We start from the raw sequence: 23,878 nt of genomic DNA, 5'->3' as shown, positions 1-23,878 counted from the left end.
GTGCTGGAACGATCCAGCCCCTCCCCCGACCCCTCCCGCAAGCGGAAGGGGAGCGCAGACTGCGGCGTCTAGAAACTCCCTCATGCCGCATTCCCCAGCAGCACGAAGCTGTCCTTTGTCCCGCCCCCCTGGCTGGAGTTGACCACCAGCGACCCTTCGCGCAGCGCCACACGGGTCAGCCCGCCGGGGACGACGCGCACCTTGTCGCTGCCGGTGAGCACGAAGGGGCGGAAGTCGACATGCCGCGGGGCCAGGCCCTTTTCGGTCAGCGTCGGCACCGTCGACAGCGCCAGCGTCGGCTGGGCGATATAGCGGTGCGGCTCGGCGATCAGCGCGGCGCGGAAGGTCTCGATCTGCTCGCTGGTGGCGGTGGGACCGACCAGCATGCCGTAGCCGCCCGATCCGTCGACCAGCTTCACCACCAATTCGGGAAGGTGATCGAGCACGTACTTCAGCGCCTGCGGCTCGCGGCAGCGCCAGGTCTCGACATTGGGCAGCTTGGCCTCGCCGCCCGAATAGAAGCGGACGATCTCGGGCATGTAGCTGTAGATCGCCTTGTCGTCGGCGATGCCGTTGCCCGGCGCGTTGAGCAGCGCGACATTGCCCGCGCGATAGGCGGCGATCAGCCCCGGCACGCCGAGCAGCGAGTCCGGGCGGAAGACCAGCGGATCGAGGAAGTCGTCGTCGATGCGGCGATAGATCACGTCCACCCGCACCCGGCCGGCGATCGTCTCCATATACACGACGTCGTCGTCGACCACGAGATCGGCGGCCTCGACCAGCTCGACGCCCATCGAGTCCGCAAGGAAGCTGTGCTCGTAATAGGCGGAATTGAAATGCCCCGGCGTCAGCACGACGCACACCGGCCGCGCGCGGCCGAGCGGCGCGACCGAGCGCATCGTCTCCAGCAGCATGTCCGGATAGCTGTCGACCGGCGCCACGCGGAAATCGCGGAACAGTTCGGGGCACAGCCGGATCATCGCCTCGCGATTCTCCAGCATGTAGGAGACGCCCGAGGGCGTGCGGGCATTGTCCTCCAGCACGTAGAATTCGTCGGCGCCGGTGCGGACCAGGTCGATCCCGCAGATATGCGCCCACACCCCGTGCGGCGGCCGGATGCCGGCGACTTCGGGGCGGAACTGCTCGTTGCGCAGGATCAGCTCGGGGGGGAGAATGCCTTCGTCGAGGATGCGGCGGGCGCCGTAGATGTCCTCCAGGAAGGCGTTGATCGCCTCGACGCGCTGGACCAGCCCCTCGCTCAGCTTCTGCCATTCGCGCTGCAGGAACATGCGGGGCACGATATCGAAGGGGATGATGCGCTCGGCGGCGTCGCTGTCGCCATAGACGGCGAAGGTGATGCCCAGCTGGCGAAAGGCGGCCTCGGCGGATTGCTGGCGGCGTTGTAGCTCGTCGGGGGGCGTGTCCGCGATCCATTGCGACAGCGCGGTGAACGCCTCGCGCGGCGCCTCCGGACCGCCATGTCCCCAAATCTCGTCGAACGCCCCCGGTGATCCCATCGAAGCTCCCAAACGCCCGTGTGACCGAATGGCTGCATGCTGCAATGCTTCGTTGCGCTGCACAAGCCGGGAATGCGCAGCTTCGCGCATCGGCGGATTTTTAACGGCGGGCGTGGCAGGATGCGGGCATGTCGCTCTTCTTGCTCGCGCTTGCCGCCGCCGCGCCGTTCACCATCGCAGAGACGGGGCAGGGCTATCCGACGCTTGCCGCCGCCGTCGCCTCGGTGCGGGACGGCACCGCGACGATTCTGATCGCGCCCGGCACCTATCACGAGTGCACGGTGCAGGCGGCCGGGCGGATCACCTACAAGGCGGTGCAGCCGGGCACCGCGATCTTCGAGCGCACCGTGTGCGAGGACAAGGCAGCCTTCGTGCTGCGCGGGCGCGGATCGGCTGTGGACGGCGTGGTCTTTCGCAAGTTCCGCGTGCGCGACGGCAACGGCGCGGGCATCCGAATCGAGATGGGCGACCTGACCGTCACCCGCTCGACCTTCCTCGACAGCCAGGAGGGCATTCTCGGCGGGGGGCACCCGACCGTGCGCAGCATCACCATCGATCGCTCCAGCTTCGCCGGGCTAGGCCAGTGCGACGAATCGCCAAACTGTTCGCATTCGGTGTATCTCTCGGTCGACGGGCAGGTGACGATCACCCACAGCCGCTTCGAGCGCGGCACCGGCGGGCACTATGTGAAGCTGCGCGCGCGGCGCGTGGTGATCACCGGCAACAGCTTCGACGACAGCGCGGGGCGCAAGACCAACTATATGATCGACCTGCCGGAAGGCGGCACGGGCACGATCGCGCAGAATATGTTCGTGCAGGGGCCGGCGAAGGAGAACCGTTCGGGGCTGATCGTCGTCGCGGCGGAAGCGCGAACCTATCCGACCGACGGACTGAAGGTGGAGGGCAACACCGCCGGACTGGCGCCGGGGGCACCGGCGGACCCGGCGTTCGTGGCGGATCTGTCCGGCGGCCGGATCACGGTGGCGAACAACCGGCTCATGGGCATGCGCGCGTTCGAGAAGCGGTAAGCCTCTCCGTCTGCGCTCCCCTCCCGCTTGCGGAAGGGGACGGGGGAGGGTGTGTGAGGGTAGCGGGCGAAGGCGCTGTAGAAAGAGCCGCCACGTCATACCCTCCCCTAGCCCCTCCCGCAGGCGGGAGGGGGATTTGAGGGGCGTTACTTGCAGCTGTCGCCCACGCCCGCGTCGATATCCAGGCAGCGCCCGTCGATCTGCACCGGCACCGGCACCTTGATCAGCGCGGCCAGCGTCGGCGCGATGTCGACCGTTTCCACCGACAGCGGCTGTTCGAAGCCGGTCATGCCCTTGCGCCAGAACAGAATCGGCACGCGGCGGTCATAGTCCCAGAAGCTGCCATGCGTCGCGACATAGCCTCCCACCGGATCGAGGATCGGCGTTACGCGCGGCTTGAGTGCGACGATCAGGTCGCCCGAGCGCTCCGGGTTGTACGAGGCACGGGCGCGCTCCAGCAGACTCCAGGTTTCCGGCGGGGTATGAACGATCGGCGTCGCTTCGATCTGGGCGCGGGTGAACACCGCCTGCACCTGCGGGTTCGCGGTATAGAGCTTCACCGCCTCGGCCAGCACCGCGGCGCGCTTGGCCTGCGGGACCGACGGCGTGACGTAGACGTCGCCGCCCGGGCCGCCGACCAGCACCGGGCCGGTCAGCCCCAGCTTGCCCGCCAGAGCGCGGCTGATGCCGGTGGTGGTAACCTCGGGCGTCACGCGCTGCTCAGTCGGTGCGGCATGTTCGCGGTGGCGTTCGGGCAGGTCGTGGCCGCCATGGTCGGCGGTCAGCACCACCTGATAGTCGACCTTGGTGCGATCGAGCGCGTCGAACAGCCGGCCCAGCGTCTGGTCGAGCGACAGCAGCTGCAGGCACATCTCGCTGCCTTCGGTGCCATAGCTGTGGCCGACATAGTCGGTGGCCGAGGCGCCGAGGATGAGCAGATCGGTATGGCCCTGCTGGCCGAGCTTCATGTCGCTGGCGAGCTTGGCGCCGAGCGCCAGCACCGCATCGTCGATCTCGGGCGAGGCGCGGAACGCCTTGGCGTCCCCCGCGGCGCGGGCGAAGCGACCGTCGCCGACGGTCTTGTTGCCGCCGACCGGGATGGCGCGGCTGCGCGCCTGGCAGAAGCCGGGCAGATCGAGCGCAGGCTGCGCCTCGGCGATGCGTGCGGTGGTCGCGGCGTTGATCTTGGTCACCGCCTCGGGGGCCGTGCGGCCGGCGTAGGACACGAACGCCTTGCCGTCCCACCACCAGAGCTCGTCGACCTTGTGGCCGCCCATCATCACCGCGGCGCGGTCCTTGCCGGCGACCGACACGACGCGCGACTGCGGATCGGCCTGCTTCATCCACTCGCCCAGCGTCGGCACCTTCAGATGCTTGTCGGAGACGGTGTAGTGGTTCGAATCCGAGCCCGGCACGGTCTCGTCCTCGGCGCAATAGACGGTCTTGTCGGCGCGCGGCGCGGCGAAGTCGGTCCAGTCATTGGCGATGATCCCGGTGCGCGACGGATGGTCGCCGGTGAGGATCGTCGAGTGGCCGGGGCAGGTCTCGGTCGCGGCGTGGCTCTGATAGCCCGCCGGGAACACCGCGCCGGTCATCAGCCGGGCGAAGCCGCTGGTGAACTGGCTGCGATATTCGGCGAACAGATCGGCCGAGAACTGGTCGACCGAAATCACCACCACCAGCTTGGGCGGCGTCGCGGGCAGTGCGGGCGCGGCTGCCGGTGCGCTCTGCTGGGCGAGGGCGGGGGTGGCGGCCAGCGCGAGGGCGGCGAGGGGGGCAAGCAATTTCATTCGGGGCCGGCTCCGGGCACGGGTGGACGTTGGTACACCCAGCTATTGTCGAACGCGGCGAACTGGGCAAGGACGGCGCCATGGCCCAGCTTCGTTTCGCTTTGATGTCGCTCCTGCTGCTCCTGCTCGGCGGCACGCCCGCGATGGCACAAGGGTTCGCCAAGGGCCCCCATGTCCGAAGCGAATTGGTGGCGGAGACGGCGACCGCGAAGCCTGGCAGCGACGTCACGCTGGCGCTGGTTTCCACGCCCGATCCGAAATGGCATGCTTATTGGCAGAACCCCGGCGATGCCGGCCTGCCCGCCGAGGCGCATTGGACGCTGCCGGCCGGCACCACCGCCGAGACATTCCGCTATCCGGTGCCGCAGCGGCTGCTGATCGCCGGGCTGATGAACTATGTCTATGAAGGCACCTTCGTCCGGCTGACGACGCTGCACATCCCGTCGGACGCCACGGGCGTGCTGCCAGTGAAGCTGAAGCTCGATTATCTCGTCTGCACGGATACGCTGTGCGTGCCCGAAAAGGCGGAGCTGGAGACCAGCCTCACCATTGGCGACGGTGCGATCGACCGGGTGACGCGGGCGAAGTTCGATGGCTGGCGAGCCAAGCTGCCCAAGCCGCTGAGCACCCCGGCGACCTTCCAGGCCCAGGGCGGCACGCTCCGGATTGCGGTGCCCTATCCGGCGGGGGCGGCGGCCAAGGACGTCTATTTCTACCCGCTGACCGCCAACGCCGTCGACTATGCCGCACCGCAGACCGTCACCCGCGACGGCGACCGGCTGGTACTCGAGACCAAGGTCCGCACGGCACCGGCTGCGCTCGAAGGCGTGCTGGCGATCGACGGGCAGGGGCTGATCGTCACCGCCAAGCCCGGCACCGTCGCTGCGGCTAAGCCGGCGGCGACCCCGTGGCTGGCGGCGATCGGTGCGTTCTTCGCGGCGGTGCTCGGCGGGCTGATCCTCAACGTGATGCCCTGCGTCTTCCCGATCCTCAGTCTCAAGGCGCTGAGCTTCGCCAAGGCAAACAACGATGCCGGCAGCCCGCGCGCCGAGGCGCTTGCCTACACCGCCGGCGTGGTGGCGGTGTGCCTGGCGCTGGGCGGATTGCTGCTTGGACTGCGGGCGGCGGGGGCGACCGTGGGCTGGGCGTTCCAGCTGCAGGATCCACGCGTCATCCTGGTGCTGCTGCTGCTGGTTGCTGCCATCGCCTTCAACCTCGCCGGGCTGTTCGAGATCACCACGCCCGCCTTCGTCAACCGCGCGGCGAGCAAGGGCCATGGCGGTGCCTTCGCCACCGGCGCGCTGGCGGCGTTCATTGCCACGCCGTGCACCGGGCCGTTCATGGCCTCGGCGCTGGGCGCGGCGCTGGTGCTCCCGTGGTTCGCCGGGCTGGCGATCTTCGGCGGGCTGGGGCTGGGCATCGCGCTGCCGTTCCTGCTGCTCGGCTTCGTACCGGCCTTCCGGCGCAAGCTGCCCAAGCCGGGGGCATGGATGGCGACAATGCGGCACATCCTCTCGATCCCGATGTTCCTCACCGCGCTGGCGCTCGCCTGGGTGCTGGGCAAGCAGGCCGGGGTGGACGGCATGACCATCGGGCTGGCCGCGACACTGCTCGCCACGCTCGGCCTGTGGTGGGCAGGTGCCCGGCAGGCCAAGGGCCGCAGCCGCGCCTGGCTGCCGGCGGTGCCGCTGGTGCTGCTGGCGCTCGGCGGCGTCGTGCTGGTCCGTCCGGCCGCGGCGGGCGGCGCACCCGCCGCCATGGCCGGGGCGCAGCCGTTCAGCGAGACCCGCCTCGCCGAGTTGCGGGCGCAGGGGCGGCCGGTCTTCGCCTATTTTACGGCCGACTGGTGCCTGACCTGCAAGGTCAACGAGAAGGCGGTGATCGAAACCGCCGCCGTCGAAAAGGCGCTGGCCGATGGCAAGGTCGCGGTGCTGGTCGGCGACTGGACCAATGGCGACGCCACGCTCGGCCGCTTCATCGAGGCGCACAACCGGGCGGGCGTGCCGCTCTACCTCTGGTACAAGCCCGGGCAGGACTCCCCCGAAGTGCTGCCGCAGGTGCTGACCCAGGACCTGCTGGCAAGCCGCGCAAAGGGCGGGTGAGGGCGTTCCACCTGCCGTCATCCCGGCGGAAGCCGGGATCCATTCGCCGCTCGGCTTCAGCAAGAGCCGAAAGGGAAACCCCAATGGATTCCGGCGTTCGCCGAAATGACGCGGTTGGGGAGCGGCCACCCTCTCACCGCAGCGTCTTGATGATCCCCGAGAAATCCAGCGCGGCGCCTTCGCCCTCGACGAACGCGGCGTAGAGCTGCTCGGCGCGCTCGCCCATCGGCACCTGCGCGCCGACGCTTGCCGCCGCTTCCAGCGCCAGCTTGAGGTCCTTGAGCATCAGCGGTGCGGCGAACCCGCCTTGATAGTCGCGGTCGGCGGGGGTCTCCGGGCCAACACCGGGGACCGGGCAATAGCTCGTCATCGACCAGCTCTGGCCCGAGGAGACCGAGGCGATGTCGAAGAAGCGCTGCTGATCGAGCCCCAGCTTCTCGGCGAGCGCGAAGGCCTCGCAGGTCGCGACCATCGTCGCGCCGAGGATCATGTTGTTGCAGATCTTGGCCGCCTGGCCCGCGCCGCTGGCGCCGGCATGGATGACGGCCTTGCCCATGTCCTCGAGGAACGGCTCGGCGCGCTCGAACGCCGCCACCGCGCCGCCGACCATGAAGGTGAGCGTGCCGGCCGTCGCCGCGGCGATCCCGCCGGACACCGGTGCGTCGACCGCCAGCAGCCCGCGCTGGGTCGCCGCCTCGGCGACACGGCGGGCGGTGGCGACGTCGATCGTCGAACAGTCGATCAGGATCGCGCCCGCCTCGGCATGGTCGAGCAGCGTCTCGGTGTAGAGCGCCTCCACATGCCGCCCGGCGGGCAACATGGTGACGATCGCCTCGGCACCGGCGATCGCCTCGGCGGTGTTCGCGGCGGGCAGGCAGCCGGCCTTCTTCGCGCGCTCCAGCGCTTCCGGGGACAGATCGAAGGCACGGACGTCGTGGCCGGCCTTGGCGAGGTTCGCCGCCATCCCGCCGCCCATGTTGCCGAGGCCGATAATTGCTACGCGTGCCATCTGCTTCCTCTCAAATTTCCCCTCCCGCTTGCGGGAGGGAGCATGGGGTCGGTCATGCCCCGGCATGACCTGAAAAGCGCGGGGCGCTTTTCACCCCGTGCTGGGAGGGGATGACGGTTGCGCCTGCCCTCCACTCTCCATTCCAGCCCCTCCCCCGACCCCTCCCGCAAGCGGGAGGGGAGCGCATGGGGAGTGGTTCAGTGCCTCAACGCCCCGTCCAGTTCCCCGGACGCTTCTCGACGAACGCGGTCATGCCTTCCTTCTGGTCCTCGGTGCCGAACAGCGCGTGGAACAGGCGGCGCTCGAACTGTACGCCCTGGGCCAGCGTCGTCTCGAACGCCACGTTGACCATCTCCTTGTTCGCCTTCACCGCCAGTGGGGGCATCGCGGCGATCGTCGCGGCGGTCTGCACCGCTTCCTCGACCAGTTCGGCGGCGGGCAGGATGCGGCTGACCAGCCCGGCGCGCTCGGCCTCGGCGGCGTCCATCATCCGGCCGGTGAGGCACATTTCCATCGCCTTGGCCTTGCCGACAGCCCGCGTAAGCCGCTGCGAGCCGCCCATGCCGGGCGAGACGCCTAGCTTGATCTCGGGCTGGCCGAACTTGGCCGTGTCTGCCGCGAGGATGAAGTCGCACATCATCGCCACTTCGCAGCCGCCGCCCAGCGCATAGCCCGACACCGCCGCGATGATCGGCTTGCGGGTGCGGGTGAAGGCGTCCCAGCCGGCGAAGAAGTCATGGCCGTACATGTCGGCGAACCCTTGCGCCTGCATCTCCTTGATGTCGGCGCCGGCGGCGAAGGCCTTCTCGCTGCCGGTCAGCACCGCGCAGCCCTGCGACGGGTCGGCATCGAAGGCGCGCGTCACGTCGAGCAGTTCGGTCAGCACCTGGCTGTTGAGTGCATTGAGCGCCTTGGGCCGGTTGAGCGTGATCAGCGTGACGGCGCCGCGCTGTTCGACGAGGAGGGTTTCGTAGGAAGACATGGGGTTCTCCGTTCAGGGCGCCCAGGCCGCGTCGGCGGACAGGGGGGCGAAGATGGCGTCGATCGCGGCGCTGTCCACCGCGTCCGGGGTGGCGGGAGACCAACGCGGGCTATTGTCCTTGTCGAGGATCACGGCGCGTACGCCCTCGGCGAAATCGGGCAGGCGGCAGACGCGGGTGGCGACGGCAAATTCTTGCGCCATCTCGGCCGCGAAGTCCGGCATCGTGCGGCCTTCGCGGACGATCCGCAACGAAACCTTGCAGGCTTGCGGCGACTTGGTGCGCAGCGTGGCGAGGGTCGCGGCTGCCCACTCGCTGTCCTCGGCTTCGAGCGCGCCGAAGATGTCTTCGACGGTGTCGCCGGCGAAAAGCCGATCGATATCGGCGTAATGCGCGAGGATCTTGGCGATCGGCGGTTCAATCGACAGATCGTCGAGGATCGCCAGCGCCTTGTCCGGCGCGGTGGTGATCTGCGCCTTGGCCGAGGCCAGCGCCTCGGCGGGGAGGTAGTGGGTGGCGAGGCCGAGCGCGAGGCATTCGGCGCCGTCGAGCCGGTGCCCGGCCAGCGCCAGATACTCGCCCATCCGCCCGGGCAGGCGCGAGAGATACCAGCCGCCGCCGACGTCCGGGAACAGGCCGATGCCGGTCTCGGGCATGGCGAACTTGGTGTTCTCGGTCGCCACCCGATAGCGCGCCGGCTGCGAGATGCCGACACCCCCGCCCATCACGATGCCGTCGGCAAAGGCGACGATCGGCTTGGGATAGGTGAACAGCCGGTGGTTGAGCCGGTATTCGGTGCGGAAGAAATCCGCCGCTTCGGCGCCATCGCTCGCGCCGCTCTCCGCGATCATGCGAATGTCGCCGCCGGCGCAGAAGCCGCGGCCCTCGGCATGGTCGAGCAGGACGATGTGGACGGCGTCATCCTGCTCCCAGGCGTCGAGCGCGTCGAGCATCGCCTGGCACATGGCGGTGTTGAGCGCGTGGAGGGCCTTGGGGCGATTGAGGCGGATACGAGCGACGGCGCCTTCGATCTTCGTCAGGACGTCGCTCATTCGCGCACCAGCTCCCGCCCGACGATCATCCGCATCACCTGGTTGGTGCCCTCGAGGATCGAATGGACGCGGAGATCGCGCCAGAAGCGTTCGATCGGATAGTCCATCAGATAGCCATAGCCGCCGTGCAGCTGCAGCGCACGATCGACCACCGCCGAGCCGGTGTCGGTGGCGAGGCGCTTGGCCATGGCGGCGAAGCGGGTCTTGTCGGGCGTGCCGGCGGTCACCTTGGCGGCGGCGAGGTAGAGCAACGCGCGGGCGGCCTCCAGCTCGGTCGCCATGTCGGCGAGCATGAACTGGGTGTTCTGGAAGTCGGCGATCGCCTTGCCGAACTGGCGGCGCTCCTGGGTGTAGCGCACCGCTTCGTCGAGGCAGCGCTGCGCGCCGCCGAGCGAGCAGGCGCCGATGTTGAGCCGCCCGCCGTCCAGCCCCATCATCGCGATGCGGAAGCCTTCGCCCTCGGCACCGATCAGGTTCTCGACCGGCACGCGGACGGAATCGAAGTTCACCTGCGCGGTGGGCTGCGAGTGCCAGCCGAGCTTGCGTTCCTGCGCGCCGAAGCTGACGCCGGGCATGTCCTTCTCGATCACCAGCGCGGAGATGCCCTTGGGGCCGTCCTCGCCGGTACGGACCATGGTGACATAGAGGTCGTTTTCGCCGCCGCCCGAGATGAACTGCTTGGTGCCGGTGACGATGTAGTGGTCGCCGTCCCGCACCGCGCGGGTCTTGAGTGCGGCGGCGTCCGAGCCCGAGCCGGGTTCGGTGAGGCAGTAGCTGGCCAGCCGGTCCATCGTGACGAGGCTGGGGAGATACTTGTCCTTCACAGCCTGCGCCCCGAAGCGGTCGATCATCCAGGCGGCCATGTTGTGGATCGAGATGAACGCGCTGGTGGACGGGCAGCCATAGGCCATCGCCTCGAAGATCAGCGCGGACTCGAGACGCCCGATGCCGATGCCGCCCGATTCCTCCGAGACATAGATCGCCGCGAAGCCGAGCTCGGCGGCGGCCCGAATCGTCTCGCGCGGGAAGAGGTGCTTCTCGTCCCATTCGGCCGCATGCGGGGTGATCGCATCGGCGGTGAACTTCTGCGCCATCTCCTGGATCTGGCGCTGGTCGTCGGTGAGGTCGAACTGGTGGGTCATTCGAAATCCCAAGCGAAAATGGTTTTCAGATCGCAGCGGCCTGGGTCTTCGCCTTCCTGGAAAAGGATGACCCGATCAATCGCCGCCAATTGTGCTGCCGAAAGTGGGTGCATGGATTTAAAATAGGCCGCACCCTGCCGGCCGTTCCAGATCGCGACTTGATAGATGCCGCCAACCTTCTTCTGCGCGAACCGGATCTGCCCGCCGGCGGTACGGTCCTTCATCTGCCGCGCCCGAGGTTTGGCGCCCCAGCCAATGCCGCTAACCTCAAGCGTGCCGAAGGCGCCCTCCCATCGGAACGTGCCTGCATGGATGCCGCCTTCGAGCGTGACGATCCGCTCGCCGGCCTTGAGGTCGATGATGGGCGAATAGCCGCAGAACCGGCCTGGCCCGTTCAATTCGCCCGCGATCGCAGGCGCAGCGGCAATCGCCACCAAGCCGATCGCGAGGGGAAGAAGCGCAGGCCGCACCCCCGTCATCCCATGGTCGGGATGACGAAGGCGTTGGCCGCGTCGCCGACGCCGCCGTCGGGCCAGCGCTGGGTGACGGTCTTCACCTTGGTCCAGAAGCGGACGCCTTCCATGCCGTGTTGGTTGATGTCCCCGAACGCCGAGCGCTTCCAGCCGCCGAAGCTGTGGTAGGCGACCGGCACCGGGATCGGCACGTTGATGCCGACCATGCCGACATTCACGCGGGCCGCGAATTCGCGCGCGGCATGGCCGTTGCGGGTGAAGATCGCGACGCCGTTGCCGTACTGGTGCTCGCTCGGCAGGCGCAGCGCGGTCTCGAAATCGGGGGCGCGGACGATCTGGAGGACCGGGCCGAAGATCTCCTCCTGATAGCTCTTCATCGCCGGCGTCACCCGGTCGAACAGCGATGGGCCGATGAAGAAGCCGTTCTCGTGCCCCTGGAGCGAAAAGCCGCGGCCGTCGACCACCAGCTCGGCGCCTTCGTCGACGCCGGTCTGGATCCAGTTCTCGACGCGCCCCTTGTGCGCGGCGTTGACCACCGGGCCGTACTGCGCCTCCGCATCGGTGGAGACGCCGACCCGCAGCGCCTCGATCGCCGGGATCAGCTTTTCGCGGAGCGCATCGGCGGTCTTGTCGCCGACCGGCACTACCACGGGGAGCGCCATGCACCGCTCGCCCGCCGAGCCGAACGCCGCGCCGGAGAGGTCCGCGACGACCTGGTCAAGATCGGCGTCGGGCATGACGATGCCGTGGTTCTTGGCGCCGCCCATCGCCTGGACGCGCTTCCCCGCCTCGACGCCGCGGCGATAGACATAATGGGCGATGTCGGACGAACCGACGAAGCTCACCGCGGAGATCGCGGGATGATCGAGGATCGCGTCGACCATCTCCTTGTCGCCCTGCACCACCTGCAGGATGCCCTCGGGCGCACCGGCGTCCAGCATCAGCTCGGCGAGGCGGACCGGTACCGAGGGGTCGCGCTCGGAGGGCTTCAAAATGAAGGCATTGCCGCAGGCGATCGCCACCCCGAACATCCACATCGGGATCATCGCCGGGAAGTTGAACGGGGTGATCCCCGCGCCGATGCCGAGCGGCATCCGCATCGAATAGACGTCGATGCCGGGGCCGGCGCCCTGGGTATATTCGCCCTTGAGCGCGTGGGGGATGCCGCAGGCGAACTCGATCACCTCGAGCCCGCGCTGGATGTCGCCCTTCGCGTCGGCGATCACCTTGCCGTGCTCGGACGAGAGCAGGTGCGCGAGTGCGTCCATGTTCGCCTCGACCAGCTCCTTGAAGCGGAACATCACGCGGGCGCGGCGCTGCGGGTTGGTCGCGGCCCAGCCGGGCTGCGCAGCCATCGCGGCGGCGACCGCGCGGTCGAGATCGGCAGCGGTGCCGAGCGCCACCTGCGCCTGCACGGCGCCGCTATTGGGGTCGAAAACGTCCGACCGGCGGCCCGCGCCGCCGCCGGAATGGCCGACGATCACATGATCGATAACACGCATCATACTCTCCTGCGGATCGGCTGGACGCCGACTCATGCCTTGTAATTAAGTTGCGCAATGACACAGCGCATCCGGGATGTCACCCCGGGCGATGGGGAGGGCTTTCTCCCATCAACATCGTCATCCCGGCGGAAGCCGGGATCCATTTGCCAGGACGGCGCGGCGCCATCCCCTACGTAGAGGCGAATGGATCCTGGCTTTCGCCGGGATGACGACGGAGAGCGCTTGGCAGCTTCCCCGACCGATGGTCTTTGGTGTACTAGGCGCCTGCAACAGGTGCAGGAGAGACCCATGCCGCCGATCAGCCCCTGGTCGCACACGCGCCGCGAAGGCTATGCCGACGACATCGATTTCGAGATCAAGGGCCAGGAGCTCCAGTTCGTCGAGATCGAGCTCGATCCCGGCGAAAGCGCGGTGGCCGAGGCCGGCGCGATGGTGTGGAAGGATGCCGCCATCACCATGCAGACCGTGTTCGGCGACGGCAGCAACCAGGGCGGCGGCTTCATGGACAAGCTGCTCGGCGCGGGCAAAAGGCTGGTCACCGGCGAGGGGCTGTTCACCACCGTCTTCACCCACCAGGGTAGCGGCAAGGCGCGCGTCTCCTTCGCTTCGCCGGTGCCCGGCGCGATCGTGCCGCTGCGGCTGGCCGATATCGGGGGCACGCTGATCTGCCAGAAGGACGCCTTCCTCGCGGCCGCCAAGGGCGTGCAGATGGGCATCGCCTTCCAGCGCCGGGTGATGACCGGGCTGTTCGGCGGCGAGGGCTTCATCATGCAGCGGCTCGACGGCGACGGCTGGGTGTTCGTCCAGATGGGCGGCGCGATCGTCGAGCGCGAGCTGGCGCCGGGCGAGGAACTCCATGTCGATACCGGTTGTCTTGCCGCGCTGACGCCGTCGGTGGATTTCGATCTCGTCTCGGTCGGGGGCGTGCGCAGCATGGTCTTCGGCGGTGAGGGCGTGTTCTTCGCGCGGCTGCGCGGGCCCGGCAAGGTGTGGATCCAGTCGCTGCCCTTCGCGCGGCTGGCCGGCCGCATGCTCGCGGCGGCCAATGGCGGCGGGCAGAATCGCGGCGAGGGTTCGGTGCTGGGAGGCCTGGGCGACTTCATCGGCGGCAATCGCTGAGATGGCCGACACGCCCGTGCTGACCACCGTGCGGCTGCGCCTGCGGCCGCGGACGGTGGACGATGCCGAGGCGCTGTTCCCCAGCCTCTCCGACCCCGAGCTGATGACCTGGTGGAGCCACGCGCCCCACGAGACCGTCGAGCAGACCCGGGCCAGCCTCTCGCGCGGCGATCCGGCCTGGCGTGTCTGGGCGATCACGCTTGCCGGCGACGATACCGCGATCGGCTATGTCGCGGTGGGCGAGAAGCGGCCCGCGGTCAGCGAGATCGGCTATCTGCTCGCCCGGTCGCATTGGGGGCAGGGGATCGCCGAGGAGGCGATCGGTGCGGTGCTAGACCAGCTATTCCTCGCCGAAGGGCATCGGCGGGTTTTTGCGGACACGGACCCGGACAATGTGTATTCGCGCCGGCTGCTCGAACGGCTGGGCTTCCGGCTGGAAGGGGTGCTGCGCGCCGAATGGGAGACCCATATCGGCGTCCGAGACACCACGCTCTACGGGCTGCTGAAGGAAGACTGGACATGCCGACCCCGCCGAACCTGAACGATCCTGCCGAGCGCGCCGCCTACAAGGCGGAGCTGAAGCAGATCGCGCGGCCGCTGCGGATGGGCGCGGTGTGGCTGGCGGTGCTCGGCGCACTGCTCGCGGCGCTGCGGGCGAAGGTGTGGCCGCTGCCGATCGCGGTGCCCGCGGCGGTGCTGGGGCTGGCCTTCTTTCTGATGGTGCTCGGCGTCACCGTGCGGGTGAAGTATCACCAGCGGCGGATGCGCGGCGACCTATAGATAGCGCATCCACCAGGCGGCGCTCCGACGCTTGCGGTCACCGAAGGCGCGGGTGGCAAACCAGCACGGTAGCGCGACCGCAGCCGCCAACAGCCAGAGCCCGGCGACGTTGGGCACGCTCACCGGCCCCGGCACACCCAGCGCCCAGCCGGCCGTCAGGTTGAGAGCGCGCAGCAGGTATAGGTGGAAGAGGTAGAAGAATAGCGGCGCGGCGCCCAGCACGGCGAGCAGCCGCGCCGCCCGCTCGGGCAGATGCTCGAAGGCCGCCAGCACGATCAGCCCGACTCCCAGCGTTGCCAGCAGAAAATCGGCCGAGGGCGGATATTTGGTGAGGTTGACGAACTGAAGCGCGGTGCCGAGCGCGTCCCTGCCCGCCTGCCACAAATGGAGATCGCCATAGACGTTGGTCGCGCGCAGCAGGACGAACAGCGCCAGCGCGGCGAGGCCCGCCGCCACCAGCTTTCGCTGTCGCGTGCCAGCGTGCACCCCGCGCGCGAACCACGGTCCCAGCGTATAGCCGAGCACGATCACCCCGATCCAAGGCAGCAGCGGATAGCTGATCCGCAGGCGTCCGCCCCACGGCAGGTCGAAGATCGTGCGCTCGTGCAACACCGCCCAGAGCGCGCGACCGGGTTCCGACGTCACGTGCACGCCATCGAGCAGATTGTGCCCCAGCACGATCGCCAGTCCTAGCGCAATCAGCGTAGGGCGGGGCAGGTGGACCAGTGCCGCCAGCGCGAGCATCGACAGCCCGATCACCCAGATCACCTGCAGGTAGAGCATCGGCGGTGTGAGATCGAAACCCCAGGCAAAGTTGACCAGGGTCAGTTCCAGCACGATCAGGAACAGTCCGCGCTTCCACAGAAAGTCGGACGCCGCCGCGGCGCCACCCCGCGACTGCGCATAGAGCCATGCCGCCAGTCCGGTGAGGAAGACGAACACCGGCGCACAGAAATGCGCGGTGAGGCGGGTGAGGAACAGCGCGGTCGGCGTTTCCGGGCCGAGCGGATCAGCGACCGGCACGGTGGAATAGAAGCACTCGCGGGTGTGATCGACCAGCATCAGCAGCATCACCAGCCCGCGCAGCGCGTCGATCGAGCGGATGCGGGGAGGCGCGGATACGGCCAGGGCAACGGTCGACGAAAGCTGGAGCATGCGCAGGACAAATGATACAATGTTACGTCATCGACAACCCTTTTTGTGGGTCGTCCGTCCTTCCCGGCACGGCCGCGCCTGCTCAGCGTGCCGGAGCGGCCAGCTCGGCGGCCTTGCTCACCAGCCCGGCGAAGCGGCTCTGCTCGACATCCTGTGCGGTGTCGTTCCAGCTGGCGGAAAGCACGTACCAGCCGCTGTCCTTGCCCTGCAGCAGCAGGGTCATCGCGACCACCCCCGGCTCGGACCCGCCCTTGTATCCGACGTAATTCCATTTGCCCGCGGCAAGCGGCGGCATGCCGGCGTTCTTCGCCAGCACGGCGCGCGCGTCGGCGCCGTTCGGCCCTTCGGTGTTGCGGCGGATCCAGTCCATCACCCGGACCAGGTCGTTGGGCGTCTCGAACCATTCGAGCCTGTCGATCGACAGCGGCTTGCCGGCGGAGAACAGCGCGCCGTTCACCTGGCTGAGCGGCGTCGCGGCCACCGCGCCCGCGAGCAGCGCGCGGCGCCCGGCTTCGTTTGCGGCAAGGTAGCGGTCGCGCAAGGCCGGGATGGTCTTCAGCTTGAAGACCTCGCCGGTGCCGAGAAACGGCCGGTTGCGCGCCGGATCGGCGATGCCGAGGACCGGCAGCATCGCTTCCACCTTCGCGCGTCCCAGCGTCTTGAGCAGAATGTCGGTCGCGCTGTTGTCGCTGATCGAGATCATCTGCGTCGCGAGTTCGCGCAAGGGCACCTTGGTTCCAGCGGGCTTGGCCGTATACCCGCCGCCGGGCAGTTCGCTGCCGTCGAGCGTGACCAGCTCGTCCCACGTGCGTTCGCCGGCGTTGGTCGCGCGGATCAGCTCGGCGAGGATCACCAGCTTGAATTCGGAGCCGATCGCGAAGACCTGGTTGGCATTGTGCTGGCGGAGCAACTGCGGCGCGCCGTCGCCCAGTCGGGCCAGCACATAGCCGGTGCGGCCGTGCAACCCCTTCAGCGCCGCCTCGACGGCGTCGAGGCTCGTCGCGCGCGCGGACAGACCCTGCACCCTCAGGCCGGTGATGCGGTGGTCGCCTGCCGGATCGACGGAGATCGCCATGGTGGCGATCGCATCGCGATACTCGACCGTCAGCGTGCCGCTCCACGGCGTCTTTGCGTCGAGTTTCTGCAGGGCCGCATAGGGGCCCGCGGCGGCTGCGATCTGCTGAAGGACCGCATCGAACTTGGCCTTGGGCAGCTGCGCGCGGAAGGCGTCCGAGAAGGCGCCCTCATAGTCGCCCTTTCCTTGCAGCAGGTCAGGCAGCTGGTTGACACGGTCGCGAAATTCCTTGGCCGCCTGCACGGGGGCAGCGACGGGAGCAGGGGGTGCGGTCTGTGCCAGGCAGGGCGTGGCGCAGGCAAGCAGCGGCGCGAGAACGGCGATGGCACGCATCGAAATGGTCTCCCCCTGTGTTAGGAGGATGGTACACACAGGCTCGCTGGGCGCAAGCCTGCGAAGATGTTCAGGCGTCGATCACCTCTTCGTCGAGCCGCGCCGCATTTTCCTGGATGAACGCGAAGCGGTGCGCGGGATTGTTGCCCATCAGCCGATCGACCAGATCCTTCACGCCTGCGCGCTCCTCATATTCCTGCGGAAGCGTTACGCGCAGCATGCCCCGCGTCTTGGGATCCATGGTGGTTTCCTTGAGCTGGTTCGGGTTCATCTCGCCGAGCCCCTTGAACCGGCTGACCTCGACCTTCTTGCCCTTGAACGCCGTCTTCTCGATCTCGATGCGGTGCGCGTCGTCGCGGGCGTAGAGGCTCTTGGAGCCCACGGTCAGGCGGTAGAGCGGCGGCTGGGCGAGGTAGAGATGCCCCTTGCGCACCAGGTCCGGCATTTCCTGGAAGAAGAAAGTCATCAAGAGCGTCGCGATGTGCGCGCCGTCGACGTCTGCGTCGGTCATGATGATGATGCGCTCGTAGCGCAGCTGCGTCGCGTCGCAGTCCTTGCGGGTGCCGCAGCCCAGCGCCTGGATCAGGTCGGCGATTTCCTGGTTGGCGAGGATCTTGGCCGAGGTGGCGCTGGCGACGTTGAGGATCTTGCCGCGGATCGGCAGGATCGCCTGGGTCTTGCGGTCGCGCGCCTGCTTGGCCGAGCCGCCGGCCGAATCGCCCTCGACGATGAACAGCTCGGTGCCCTCGGGGCTGTCGGCCGAACAGTCGGTCAGCTTGCCGGGCAGGCGCAGCTTGCGCCCTGACGTGGCCGACTTGCGCTTGACCTCGCGCTCCTGCTTGCGGCGCAGGCGATCGTCCATCCGCTCTAGCACATAGCCGAGCAGCGCCTTGCCGCGATCCATATTGTCGGTGAGATAATGGTCGAAATGGTCGCGCACCGCCTTTTCGACGAGCGCGGTCGCCTCGGGGCTGGTCAGGCGGTCCTTGGTCTGGCTCTGGAACTGCGGCTCGCGGATGAAAACCGAGAGCATCACCTCGGAGCCCGTCACCACGTCGTCCGGATTGAGGTCCTTGGCCTTCTTGTTGCCGACCAGATCGGCGAAGCTGCGGAGACTCCGCACCAGCGCCTGGCGCAGGCCCTGCTCGTGCGTGCCGCCATCGGGCGTCGGGATGGTGTTGCAGTACCAGCTATAGCTGCCGTCGCTCCACAGCGGCCAGGCGACCGCCCATTCGACGCGGCCCTGCGAATCGGGGAATTCCTGGGTGCCCGCGAAGAAGTCGGCGGTGGCGCATTCACGCGTGCCTACCTGCTCCTTCAGGTGATCGGCAAGGCCGCCGGGGAACTGGAACACGGCCTCGGCGGGCGTGTCGTCGGTGATCAGCGACGGATCGCACTTCCAGCGGATCTCGACGCCGGCGAACAGATAGGCCTTGGAGCGGGCGAGCTTGTACAGCCGCGCCGGCTTGAACAGCATCTCGCCGAAGATCTCGGGATCGGGGGTGAAGGCGACACTCGTACCGCGCCGGTTGGGCGTGCCGCCGATCTTCTCCAGCGGGCCCAGCGTCTGGCCCTGGCTGAAGCGCTGGCGATAGAGCTGCTTGTCGCGCGCGACCTCGACGACCGTGTCCACCGACAGCGCGTTGACCACCGAGATGCCGACGCCGTGGAGGCCGCCCGAAGTGGCATAAGCCTTGCCCGAGAATTTGCCGCCCGAGTGGAGCATCGAGAGAATCACCTCGAGCGCCGACTTGTCCGGGAAGCGCGGGTGCGGATCGACCGGCATGCCGCGGCCATTGTCGACGATGGTGATGCGGTTGGGCGCGGCGAGCGTTACCTCGATGCGGTTGGCGTGGCCGGCGACCGCCTCGTCCATCGCATTGTCGAGGATTTCTGCGGCGAGGTGGTGGAGCGCTCGCTCGTCGGTGCCGCCGATATACATGCCCGGCCGGCGCCGTACCGGCTCGAGCCCCTCGAGCACCTCGATCGACGAGGCGTCATAGGTGCCGGCGGGGACGGAGGGCGCAGCGAAGAGGTCTTCGGACATGCGGAACGTATAGGGGGTGCGGGGGTATGGGCGCAAGCGGCGCGCGGCGTGCGTGCTCTGATGGTCGCAATGCCGTCGTCCCGGCTTTCGCCGGGCGCGGCATTGCGATCAGGAGCCTCAGCCCGGCTTGCGGGCAGGGCTGGCAGGACCGGCAACGGCCGGCGCGGCCTGCGCGGATGCCGGCGCCGCGACTGGCTTTGCCGCGCTCTTGCGCGCCAGCGCCATGCTGAGCGACGCCGCGCCCTTGGGCGACATCGCCGCAAGGATCGCCGCGGTGGAAGCCGGGCGCATCCGCTGCGCCACCTTCATCTGCACTTCCATGTCGAGCTGCTCGAACACCGCCGCAGCCTTGGCCGGCTTCATCGCCTGATAGATGCGCGCGAGCTCGTCGAACTGGGCTTCGGCGGGCGAGGGGCTGCCGGGGGCACCCGGCGCACCAGCGGCGTCCTTCTGCTGTGCCTCGACGCTCGCTGCCAGCCGCTGCTCGGCAGCCTTGGCCGCCTGCTCGCGCAGGTCGAGCGCGCGCTGGCGCTTTGCGGCATCCTGATCGCGCGCGCTCAGGTCGCGCTCGATCGAATTGCCCAGCCGGGTTTTGTTGGTGCCGTCCTGATCGCCGGTGGCGATGCTGGCGGCATTGGCCACCGCGGCGATCGCGGAGGCCGCCGCCATCAGCAGCAGCAGGGAAGGACGCGCCATCACGCGGCCTCACGCGTTGCGGGCGTTTCGTCGGCCGGGGCTTCTTCATCCGCTGCCTCGGCCGCGGCTTCCTCCTCGGCCACGCGCAGGGCATTGGCGAGGCTCACCGCGGAGACGATGCGCTCGCAGGCGCTGTCCGCGATGCCGATCATGTCGGAGAGCTCGTCGCGCAGGTCGCGGGCCTGCTCCACCAGCCGCGCATGGCGCGCGCAATCGGTGCCCAGCGTCGCCTTCATGTCCGAAAGCACGGCGCGGGCCTGCACGGTCGCATGGTCCAGGGCCTTCACCACGTCGGTAAGGGCGCCGTCCTTCACGGTGCGCAGGCTGCGCATCATGCGCATGCTCTGCACGAGCACCGCGACGCACAGGATGATCGTCAGCACATTGGCGAAAAGCGCGATACTCATGATACTTTCTTCCTCGTGCGGGAAACGTCGTTGACCAGGCGCACGGCGACGCGGCCGCTGCGCTGGCCGATCTGGGCCTGGGCGAGCTTGATGTCGCCGCACGCCATGTCGAGTGCGTCGTCGGGGCTCTTGTCGAAGGCGATGGTCTGGCCGACCTGCAGCTCCTCCAGGTCGGAAAGCGGCAGCGCCTTTTCGCCGAGCAGCACGTTGACGGTCACGTTGGTCTTGCGGATCTCGGAGGCCATATGCGCCTCCCAGATGCTGTCGCGACCGCTCTTTTCACCCATGAAGCGCTGGAGCAGCTTGTGGCGCACCGGCTCCAGCGTGGCATAAGGGAACACCAGCGTGATGCAGCCGCCGCGACCGTCCATGTCGACGCGGAAGGTCGCGATGGCGCAGATGTTCGAGGTGGCGGCGATCGCGGCGAAGCGCGGGTTGGTCTCGATACGCTCCAGCTTCATGTTCACCGGCTCGATCGGCTCGAACGCGTCGGCGAAATCGCGCAGCGCGGTTTCCAGCACGCGCGAGACCAGCGAGGTCTCGATCGGGGTGAAGCCGCGGCCGTCGATCACCGTCGGCGTGTTGCTGCCGCGGCCGCCGAGCAGCGCGTCCACCACCGAATAGATCAGGCCGGATTCCACCGTGATCAGCCCGTAGCTTTCCCATTCCGCGATCTTGAAAACGCCGACCATCGCGGGCAGCAGCACGCGGTTCATGAACTCGCCGAAGCGCGCCGAGGTCACTTCCTCCAGGCTCACGTCGATCGCGTCCGAGGTCATGTTGCGCATCGAGCTGGCGAAGCTGCGGACCACGCGGTCGCACACCACTTCCAGCATCGGCAGCCGTTCGTGGCTGATGACCTTCGATTCCAGAACGGCGCGCAGGCCCTTCTTCTTCAGAACCGGTTCGCTGCCGCCGAACAGGGCGTCGATGTCCGCCTGGTCGAAGCGGATATCGTCGCCGCCCATTGGCGCGGCGGGGGGATCCGGAAGGTCGAAATCGTCTAGATCGATCATTGCTGGATCAGGTCCTGAATGAGAACTTCCTTGACCATGCCGGGGCCGAGCACGCGGGTGGCGCGGACCATCAGCTCTTCCTTCAGCCGGAACACTGCCGCCGAACCGCCGAGATCCTCGGGACGCAGCTCGCGCAGGAAGGGTTGATAGGCGTCGAGCACGACCGGCAGCTTGTCCTTCAGCGCCTCGGCAGTGGTCTTCGTGCCGGGCACCAGCATCAGGTGCAGCTTCAGGAAGCGCGGCGCACCGTCGGGCGAGCGCAGGTTCACCGAGACGGTGGGCACGTCGACAAACTTGCCCTTGCCTTCGCCTTCCTTGCCGCCTTCGCCTTCCTTGGCATCGCCTTCGCCATGCCCTTCGTCCGCGGCGGCGGCTTCCTCGCCATGCGCCTCGGTCTTGGCCGCGCTCTTGCCGCCCATGAAGAAGGCGGCACCGCCGCCGCCCAGCGTCAGCGCGGCCACGGTGGCGGCGCCGATGATGATCAGCTTCTTCTTCTTGTTGGGCGCCGGGGCCTCCTGCGCGCTTTTATCCTCGACGATCTCGGCCGACATAATAACCCTGGACCTTCCGATTTATCGGCCGCGGCGTCCGCACGTCCGATTTCCCTCTATTATAGAACCGTCACCCGGCAATTTCTGCCTAGTGACCATTTTTCGAAGGACGGTCCGGTGGACATCTCCTCTTATGTGCTCCTCAGCCAGGAGCAGGCGCTGCGGCGCCGGATGGACGTGGTGGCGAACAACATCGCCAACATGAATACGGTGGGGTTCAAGCGCGAGCAGCCGGTGTTCCGCGAATATGTGGAACAGACCGACGGCGCAGTGAAGGCCGCCGAGAAAACCTCGTTCGTGCTCGATTACGGCGCGGTCCACGATGCCTCGAACGGCGCGTTCCAGCCGACCGGCAATCCGCTCGACGTGATGATCGACGGGCCGGGCTATCTGGCGGTGCAGGCCGGCGACGGCACCACCGCCTATACGCGCGCGGGCTATGTGAAGGTGCTGGAGAGCGGCGAGCTCGCCACCTCGGGCGGCCAGGTGATCCTGGGCGAGGGCGGCAAGCCGATCAAGGTGCCGCCGGAGGAAGCCGGCAAGGTCAACGTCCATCCCGACGGCACGGTGATGGGCGAGAACGGCCCGCTCGGCCGCATCGCGGTGACGGTGTTCGACAGCGAGGCGGTGGTCGATCCGCGCGGCAACGACATGTTCACCGCCACCGGCGGCCGCGAACTGCCGGCGGCGCAGACCAAGCTGGTGAGCGGCGGCGTCGAGGGATCGAACGTCAACGCGATCGTCGAGACGACCGACATGATGCAGATCCTGCGCGCCTATCAGACCAGCCAGAGCCTCTCCAACTCGATGTCGGACCTGCGCAAGAGCGCGATCGAAAAGCTCGGCCGCGTCAGCTGAATTTCACGAAGGGATAAACTCCATGCGTACGCTTTCCATCGCCGCGACCGGCATGCTGGCCCAGCAGACCAATGTCGACGTGATCTCGAACAATATCGCCAACATGAACACCACCGCGTTCAAGAAGCAGCGCGCCGAGTTCCAGGACCTGCTCTACCAGCAGGTCTCGCGCCCCGGCTCGTCGACCGGCGGCGACACCAAGGTGCCGGCCGGCATCCAGATCGGCTCGGGCGTGAAGACCGGCGGCGTCTATCGCATCAACCAGCAGGGCTCGCTGCAGCAGACCGACAATCCGTACGACATGGCGGTGACGGGCAAGGGCTATTTCCAGGTGACGATGCCCGACGGCACCACCGCCTATACCCGTGACGGCTCGTTCCAGATCTCGGACCAGGGCGAACTGGTGACGCAGGACGGCTATCCGGTGCAGCCGGGCATCACCGTGCCGCAGGGCGCGCTCGACGTCAGCATCTCGAAGACCGGCCTGGTCGAAGTGACGGTCGCCGGCAACACCCAGCCGCAGCAGCTCGGCCAGCTCCAGCTTGCCACCTTCATGAACGAGAACGGCCTCGAAGCGAAGGGCGGCAACCTGTTCCTCGAGACCGCCGCCTCGGGCCAGCCGACCGTCGGTTCGCCGGGCGATACCGGCATCGGCACGCTGACCCAGGGCTTCATCGAAGGCTCGAACGTCAACCCGGTCTCCGAAATCACCTCGCTGATCACGGCGCAGCGCGCCTATGAAATGAACAGCCGCGTGCTCAAGACGGCCGACGAAATGCTGGCGACGACCAGCCAGCTGCGCTGATGTCCGCGCTGCTGGGCCTGTTGCTGCGCGTGGCGGTGCCTGCCGAGGACGTGCCGGTGGCGGTGGTCCAGCACCCGGTCGCGCGCGGCGAGCGGATCGAGATGGGCGACCTCTCGATCGAAACCCGCCCGGTGGCGAGCGCGCGCGGCGCGCTCCGCCCCGAAGACGCCGTGGGAATGGACGCGTCGCGCGCGCTCGCCCCCGGCACGCTGCTCCGCAGCGGCGACGTGATGAAGCCGCAGCTGGTGAAGCGCGGCGAGCCGGTGACGGCCAAGATCGTCTCCGGCTCCATGGTCATCACCGCCGCCGGCCGCGCGCTGGGCGGCGGCGCCCAAGGCGATCCCGTGCGGATCGTCGTCACTGCCACCAACCGCACGCTCGACGGAATCGTCGACGGTTCGGGCTCGGTGCGGATCTCCACTCCCTGAGGGATAGGTA

General features: G+C 68.2%; 23 protein-coding genes. 8 read left to right on the top strand and 15 right to left on the bottom strand.

The genetic code is table 11. From position 1 onward, the window contains the following. Window positions 1–80 precede the first annotated feature (80 nt). Window positions 81–1,517: a circularly permuted type 2 ATP-grasp protein gene (locus QZ670_RS18900; RefSeq protein ID WP_294258466.1), complete on the bottom strand. Its 1,437-nt coding sequence runs from the start codon at window positions 1,515–1,517 to the stop codon at window positions 81–83. Between the two features lie 128 nt (window positions 1,518–1,645). Between QZ670_RS18900 and QZ670_RS18895 the strand changes: the two genes are divergently transcribed. After that, window positions 1,646–2,545, top strand: a complete 900-nt coding sequence (locus tag QZ670_RS18895) for a right-handed parallel beta-helix repeat-containing protein (RefSeq protein ID WP_294258463.1) — start codon at window positions 1,646–1,648, stop codon at window positions 2,543–2,545. Window positions 2,546–2,691: 146 nt separating this feature from the next. Here QZ670_RS18895 and QZ670_RS18890 read toward each other — a convergent pair whose 3' ends face one another. After that, the gene (locus QZ670_RS18890) at window positions 2,692–4,335 is read right to left on the bottom strand and encodes an alkaline phosphatase family protein (protein ID WP_294258462.1); all 1,644 of its coding nucleotides are present in this window, start codon (window positions 4,333–4,335) and stop codon (window positions 2,692–2,694) included. 80 nt (window positions 4,336–4,415) lie between these two features. On the opposite strand from QZ670_RS18890, the gene QZ670_RS18885 reads away from it, so the two are divergent. After that, the gene (locus QZ670_RS18885) at window positions 4,416–6,437 is read left to right on the top strand and encodes a thioredoxin family protein (RefSeq protein ID WP_294258460.1); all 2,022 of its coding nucleotides are present in this window, start codon (window positions 4,416–4,418) and stop codon (window positions 6,435–6,437) included. 133 nt (window positions 6,438–6,570) lie between these two features. Here the strand turns inward: QZ670_RS18885 and mmsB are convergent, their stop codons facing one another. From mmsB to QZ670_RS18855, 6 genes are all read right to left on the bottom strand, one after another. Then, on the bottom strand, window positions 6,571–7,512 hold the full coding sequence (gene mmsB / locus QZ670_RS18880; protein ID WP_294258457.1) for a 3-hydroxyisobutyrate dehydrogenase: 942 nt from the start codon (window positions 7,510–7,512) through the stop codon (window positions 6,571–6,573). A 139-nt stretch (window positions 7,513–7,651) separates the two neighbouring features. Further along, complete coding sequence (locus tag QZ670_RS18875) at window positions 7,652–8,428, bottom strand: enoyl-CoA hydratase (protein ID WP_294258454.1); 777 nt, start codon at window positions 8,426–8,428, stop codon at window positions 7,652–7,654. 12 nt (window positions 8,429–8,440) lie between these two features. Continuing rightward, the gene (locus QZ670_RS18870; protein WP_294258452.1) at window positions 8,441–9,478 is read right to left on the bottom strand and encodes an enoyl-CoA hydratase/isomerase family protein; all 1,038 of its coding nucleotides are present in this window, start codon (window positions 9,476–9,478) and stop codon (window positions 8,441–8,443) included. Further along, window positions 9,475–10,620, bottom strand: a complete 1,146-nt coding sequence (locus tag QZ670_RS18865; RefSeq protein ID WP_294258449.1) for an acyl-CoA dehydrogenase family protein — start codon at window positions 10,618–10,620, stop codon at window positions 9,475–9,477. Before QZ670_RS18865 ends, QZ670_RS18870 begins: the two co-directional genes overlap by 4 nt. Continuing rightward, entirely contained in the window at window positions 10,617–11,054 is a 438-nt protein-coding gene (locus QZ670_RS18860) for a hypothetical protein (RefSeq protein ID WP_294258650.1), read from the bottom strand. The genes QZ670_RS18865 and QZ670_RS18860 overlap by 4 nt, the downstream gene beginning before the upstream one ends. Window positions 11,055–11,095: 41 nt before the next feature. Next, on the bottom strand, window positions 11,096–12,595 hold the full coding sequence (locus tag QZ670_RS18855; protein ID WP_294258446.1) for a CoA-acylating methylmalonate-semialdehyde dehydrogenase: 1,500 nt from the start codon (window positions 12,593–12,595) through the stop codon (window positions 11,096–11,098). 291 nt (window positions 12,596–12,886) lie between these two features. Between QZ670_RS18855 and QZ670_RS18850 the strand changes: the two genes are divergently transcribed. The 3 genes from QZ670_RS18850 to QZ670_RS18840 are packed head-to-tail and all read left to right on the top strand — an operon-like array spanning window position 12,887 to window position 14,497. Beyond that, window positions 12,887–13,717 carry a TIGR00266 family protein gene (locus QZ670_RS18850; protein WP_294258444.1) on the top strand — a complete coding sequence of 277 codons (831 nt, stop codon included), beginning with the start codon at window positions 12,887–12,889 and terminating at the stop codon, window positions 13,715–13,717. Between the two features lies 1 nt (window position 13,718). Next, window positions 13,719–14,258: a GNAT family protein gene (locus QZ670_RS18845; protein WP_294258442.1), complete on the top strand. Its 540-nt coding sequence runs from the start codon at window positions 13,719–13,721 to the stop codon at window positions 14,256–14,258. Beyond that, window positions 14,237–14,497, top strand: coding sequence for a hypothetical protein (locus QZ670_RS18840; protein ID WP_294258440.1), 261 nt, complete (start codon window positions 14,237–14,239; stop codon window positions 14,495–14,497). Before QZ670_RS18845 ends, QZ670_RS18840 begins: the two co-directional genes overlap by 22 nt. On the opposite strand, the gene QZ670_RS18835 is transcribed toward QZ670_RS18840, so the two are convergent. The 7 genes from QZ670_RS18835 to QZ670_RS18805 all read right to left on the bottom strand — a co-directional run bounded on the left by QZ670_RS18835 (window position 14,492) and on the right by QZ670_RS18805 (window position 21,777). Continuing rightward, window positions 14,492–15,652: a heparan-alpha-glucosaminide N-acetyltransferase domain-containing protein gene (locus QZ670_RS18835; RefSeq protein ID WP_294258438.1), complete on the bottom strand. Its 1,161-nt coding sequence runs from the start codon at window positions 15,650–15,652 to the stop codon at window positions 14,492–14,494. The genes QZ670_RS18840 and QZ670_RS18835 overlap by 6 nt on opposite strands. Before the next feature lie 82 nt (window positions 15,653–15,734). After that, window positions 15,735–17,060 (bottom strand): serine hydrolase, encoded by a 1,326-nt coding sequence (locus QZ670_RS18830; RefSeq protein ID WP_294258436.1) that lies wholly within the window; start codon window positions 17,058–17,060, stop codon window positions 15,735–15,737. A gap of 70 nt (window positions 17,061–17,130) precedes the next feature. Next, window positions 17,131–19,107, bottom strand: a complete 1,977-nt coding sequence (gene parE / locus QZ670_RS18825) for a DNA topoisomerase IV subunit B (protein WP_294258433.1) — start codon at window positions 19,105–19,107, stop codon at window positions 17,131–17,133. Between the two features lie 117 nt (window positions 19,108–19,224). Beyond that, window positions 19,225–19,803, bottom strand: a complete 579-nt coding sequence (locus QZ670_RS18820) for a hypothetical protein (RefSeq protein ID WP_294258432.1) — start codon at window positions 19,801–19,803, stop codon at window positions 19,225–19,227. Beyond that, entirely contained in the window at window positions 19,803–20,210 is a 408-nt protein-coding gene (locus QZ670_RS18815) for a DUF6468 domain-containing protein (protein ID WP_294258430.1), read from the bottom strand. Before QZ670_RS18815 ends, QZ670_RS18820 begins: the two co-directional genes overlap by 1 nt. Further along, window positions 20,207–21,226, bottom strand: coding sequence for a flagellar motor switch protein FliM (gene fliM, locus QZ670_RS18810; protein WP_294258428.1), 1,020 nt, complete (start codon window positions 21,224–21,226; stop codon window positions 20,207–20,209). Before fliM ends, QZ670_RS18815 begins: the two co-directional genes overlap by 4 nt. After that, entirely contained in the window at window positions 21,223–21,777 is a 555-nt protein-coding gene (locus tag QZ670_RS18805) for a flagellar basal body-associated FliL family protein (protein WP_294258426.1), read from the bottom strand. The genes fliM and QZ670_RS18805 overlap by 4 nt, the downstream gene beginning before the upstream one ends. Window positions 21,778–21,894: 117 nt before the next feature. Between QZ670_RS18805 and QZ670_RS18800 the strand changes: the two genes are divergently transcribed. From QZ670_RS18800 to flgA, 3 genes are read left to right on the top strand one after another with little or no spacing between them, the layout of a single operon-like run. Then, window positions 21,895–22,635 (top strand): flagellar hook-basal body complex protein, encoded by a 741-nt coding sequence (locus QZ670_RS18800; RefSeq protein ID WP_294258423.1) that lies wholly within the window; start codon window positions 21,895–21,897, stop codon window positions 22,633–22,635. A gap of 22 nt (window positions 22,636–22,657) precedes the next feature. Beyond that, complete coding sequence (gene flgG, locus QZ670_RS18795) at window positions 22,658–23,440, top strand: flagellar basal-body rod protein FlgG (protein ID WP_294258420.1); 783 nt, start codon at window positions 22,658–22,660, stop codon at window positions 23,438–23,440. Then, entirely contained in the window at window positions 23,440–23,868 is a 429-nt protein-coding gene (gene flgA / locus QZ670_RS18790; RefSeq protein ID WP_294258418.1) for a flagellar basal body P-ring formation chaperone FlgA, read from the top strand. Before flgG ends, flgA begins: the two co-directional genes overlap by 1 nt. Window positions 23,869–23,878: the final 10 nt, after the last annotated feature.

Source organism: uncultured Sphingomonas sp., from assembly GCF_913774285.1.
Classification (GTDB): domain Bacteria; phylum Pseudomonadota; class Alphaproteobacteria; order Sphingomonadales; family Sphingomonadaceae; genus Sphingomonas.
This window is presented reverse-complemented; position numbering and strand designations above follow the sequence as displayed.

Bases quoted from the DNA above. Each gene is read 5' to 3' on its own strand.
- flgA (WP_294258418.1), top strand. From the start codon at position 23,440: ATGTCCGCGCTGCTGGGCCTGTTGCTGCGCGTGGCGGTGCCTGCCGAG.
- mmsB (WP_294258457.1), bottom strand. From the start codon at position 7,512: ATGCCGGGGCATGACCGACCCCATGCTCCCTCCCGCAAGCGGGAGGGG.
- QZ670_RS18845 (WP_294258442.1), top strand. From the start codon at position 13,719: ATGGCCGACACGCCCGTGCTGACCACCGTGCGGCTGCGCCTGCGGCCG.
- QZ670_RS18850 (WP_294258444.1), top strand. From the start codon at position 12,887: ATGCCGCCGATCAGCCCCTGGTCGCACACGCGCCGCGAAGGCTATGCC.
- QZ670_RS18855 (WP_294258446.1), bottom strand. From the start codon at position 12,595: ATGCGTGTTATCGATCATGTGATCGTCGGCCATTCCGGCGGCGGCGCG.
- flgG (WP_294258420.1), top strand. From the start codon at position 22,658: ATGCGTACGCTTTCCATCGCCGCGACCGGCATGCTGGCCCAGCAGACC.
- QZ670_RS18820 (WP_294258432.1), bottom strand. From the start codon at position 19,803: ATGGCGCGTCCTTCCCTGCTGCTGCTGATGGCGGCGGCCTCCGCGATC.
- QZ670_RS18830 (WP_294258436.1), bottom strand. From the start codon at position 17,060: ATGCGTGCCATCGCCGTTCTCGCGCCGCTGCTTGCCTGCGCCACGCCC.
- QZ670_RS18885 (WP_294258460.1), top strand. From the start codon at position 4,416: ATGGCCCAGCTTCGTTTCGCTTTGATGTCGCTCCTGCTGCTCCTGCTC.
- QZ670_RS18815 (WP_294258430.1), bottom strand. From the start codon at position 20,210: ATGAGTATCGCGCTTTTCGCCAATGTGCTGACGATCATCCTGTGCGTC.
- QZ670_RS18840 (WP_294258440.1), top strand. From the start codon at position 14,237: ATGCCGACCCCGCCGAACCTGAACGATCCTGCCGAGCGCGCCGCCTAC.
- QZ670_RS18900 (WP_294258466.1), bottom strand. From the start codon at position 1,517: ATGGGATCACCGGGGGCGTTCGACGAGATTTGGGGACATGGCGGTCCG.
- QZ670_RS18870 (WP_294258452.1), bottom strand. From the start codon at position 9,478: ATGAGCGACGTCCTGACGAAGATCGAAGGCGCCGTCGCTCGTATCCGC.
- QZ670_RS18835 (WP_294258438.1), bottom strand. From the start codon at position 15,652: ATGCTCCAGCTTTCGTCGACCGTTGCCCTGGCCGTATCCGCGCCTCCC.
- QZ670_RS18865 (WP_294258449.1), bottom strand. From the start codon at position 10,620: ATGACCCACCAGTTCGACCTCACCGACGACCAGCGCCAGATCCAGGAG.
- fliM (WP_294258428.1), bottom strand. From the start codon at position 21,226: ATGATCGATCTAGACGATTTCGACCTTCCGGATCCCCCCGCCGCGCCA.
- QZ670_RS18895 (WP_294258463.1), top strand. From the start codon at position 1,646: ATGTCGCTCTTCTTGCTCGCGCTTGCCGCCGCCGCGCCGTTCACCATC.
- QZ670_RS18890 (WP_294258462.1), bottom strand. From the start codon at position 4,335: ATGAAATTGCTTGCCCCCCTCGCCGCCCTCGCGCTGGCCGCCACCCCC.
- QZ670_RS18875 (WP_294258454.1), bottom strand. From the start codon at position 8,428: ATGTCTTCCTACGAAACCCTCCTCGTCGAACAGCGCGGCGCCGTCACG.
- QZ670_RS18805 (WP_294258426.1), bottom strand. From the start codon at position 21,777: ATGTCGGCCGAGATCGTCGAGGATAAAAGCGCGCAGGAGGCCCCGGCG.
- parE (WP_294258433.1), bottom strand. From the start codon at position 19,107: ATGTCCGAAGACCTCTTCGCTGCGCCCTCCGTCCCCGCCGGCACCTAT.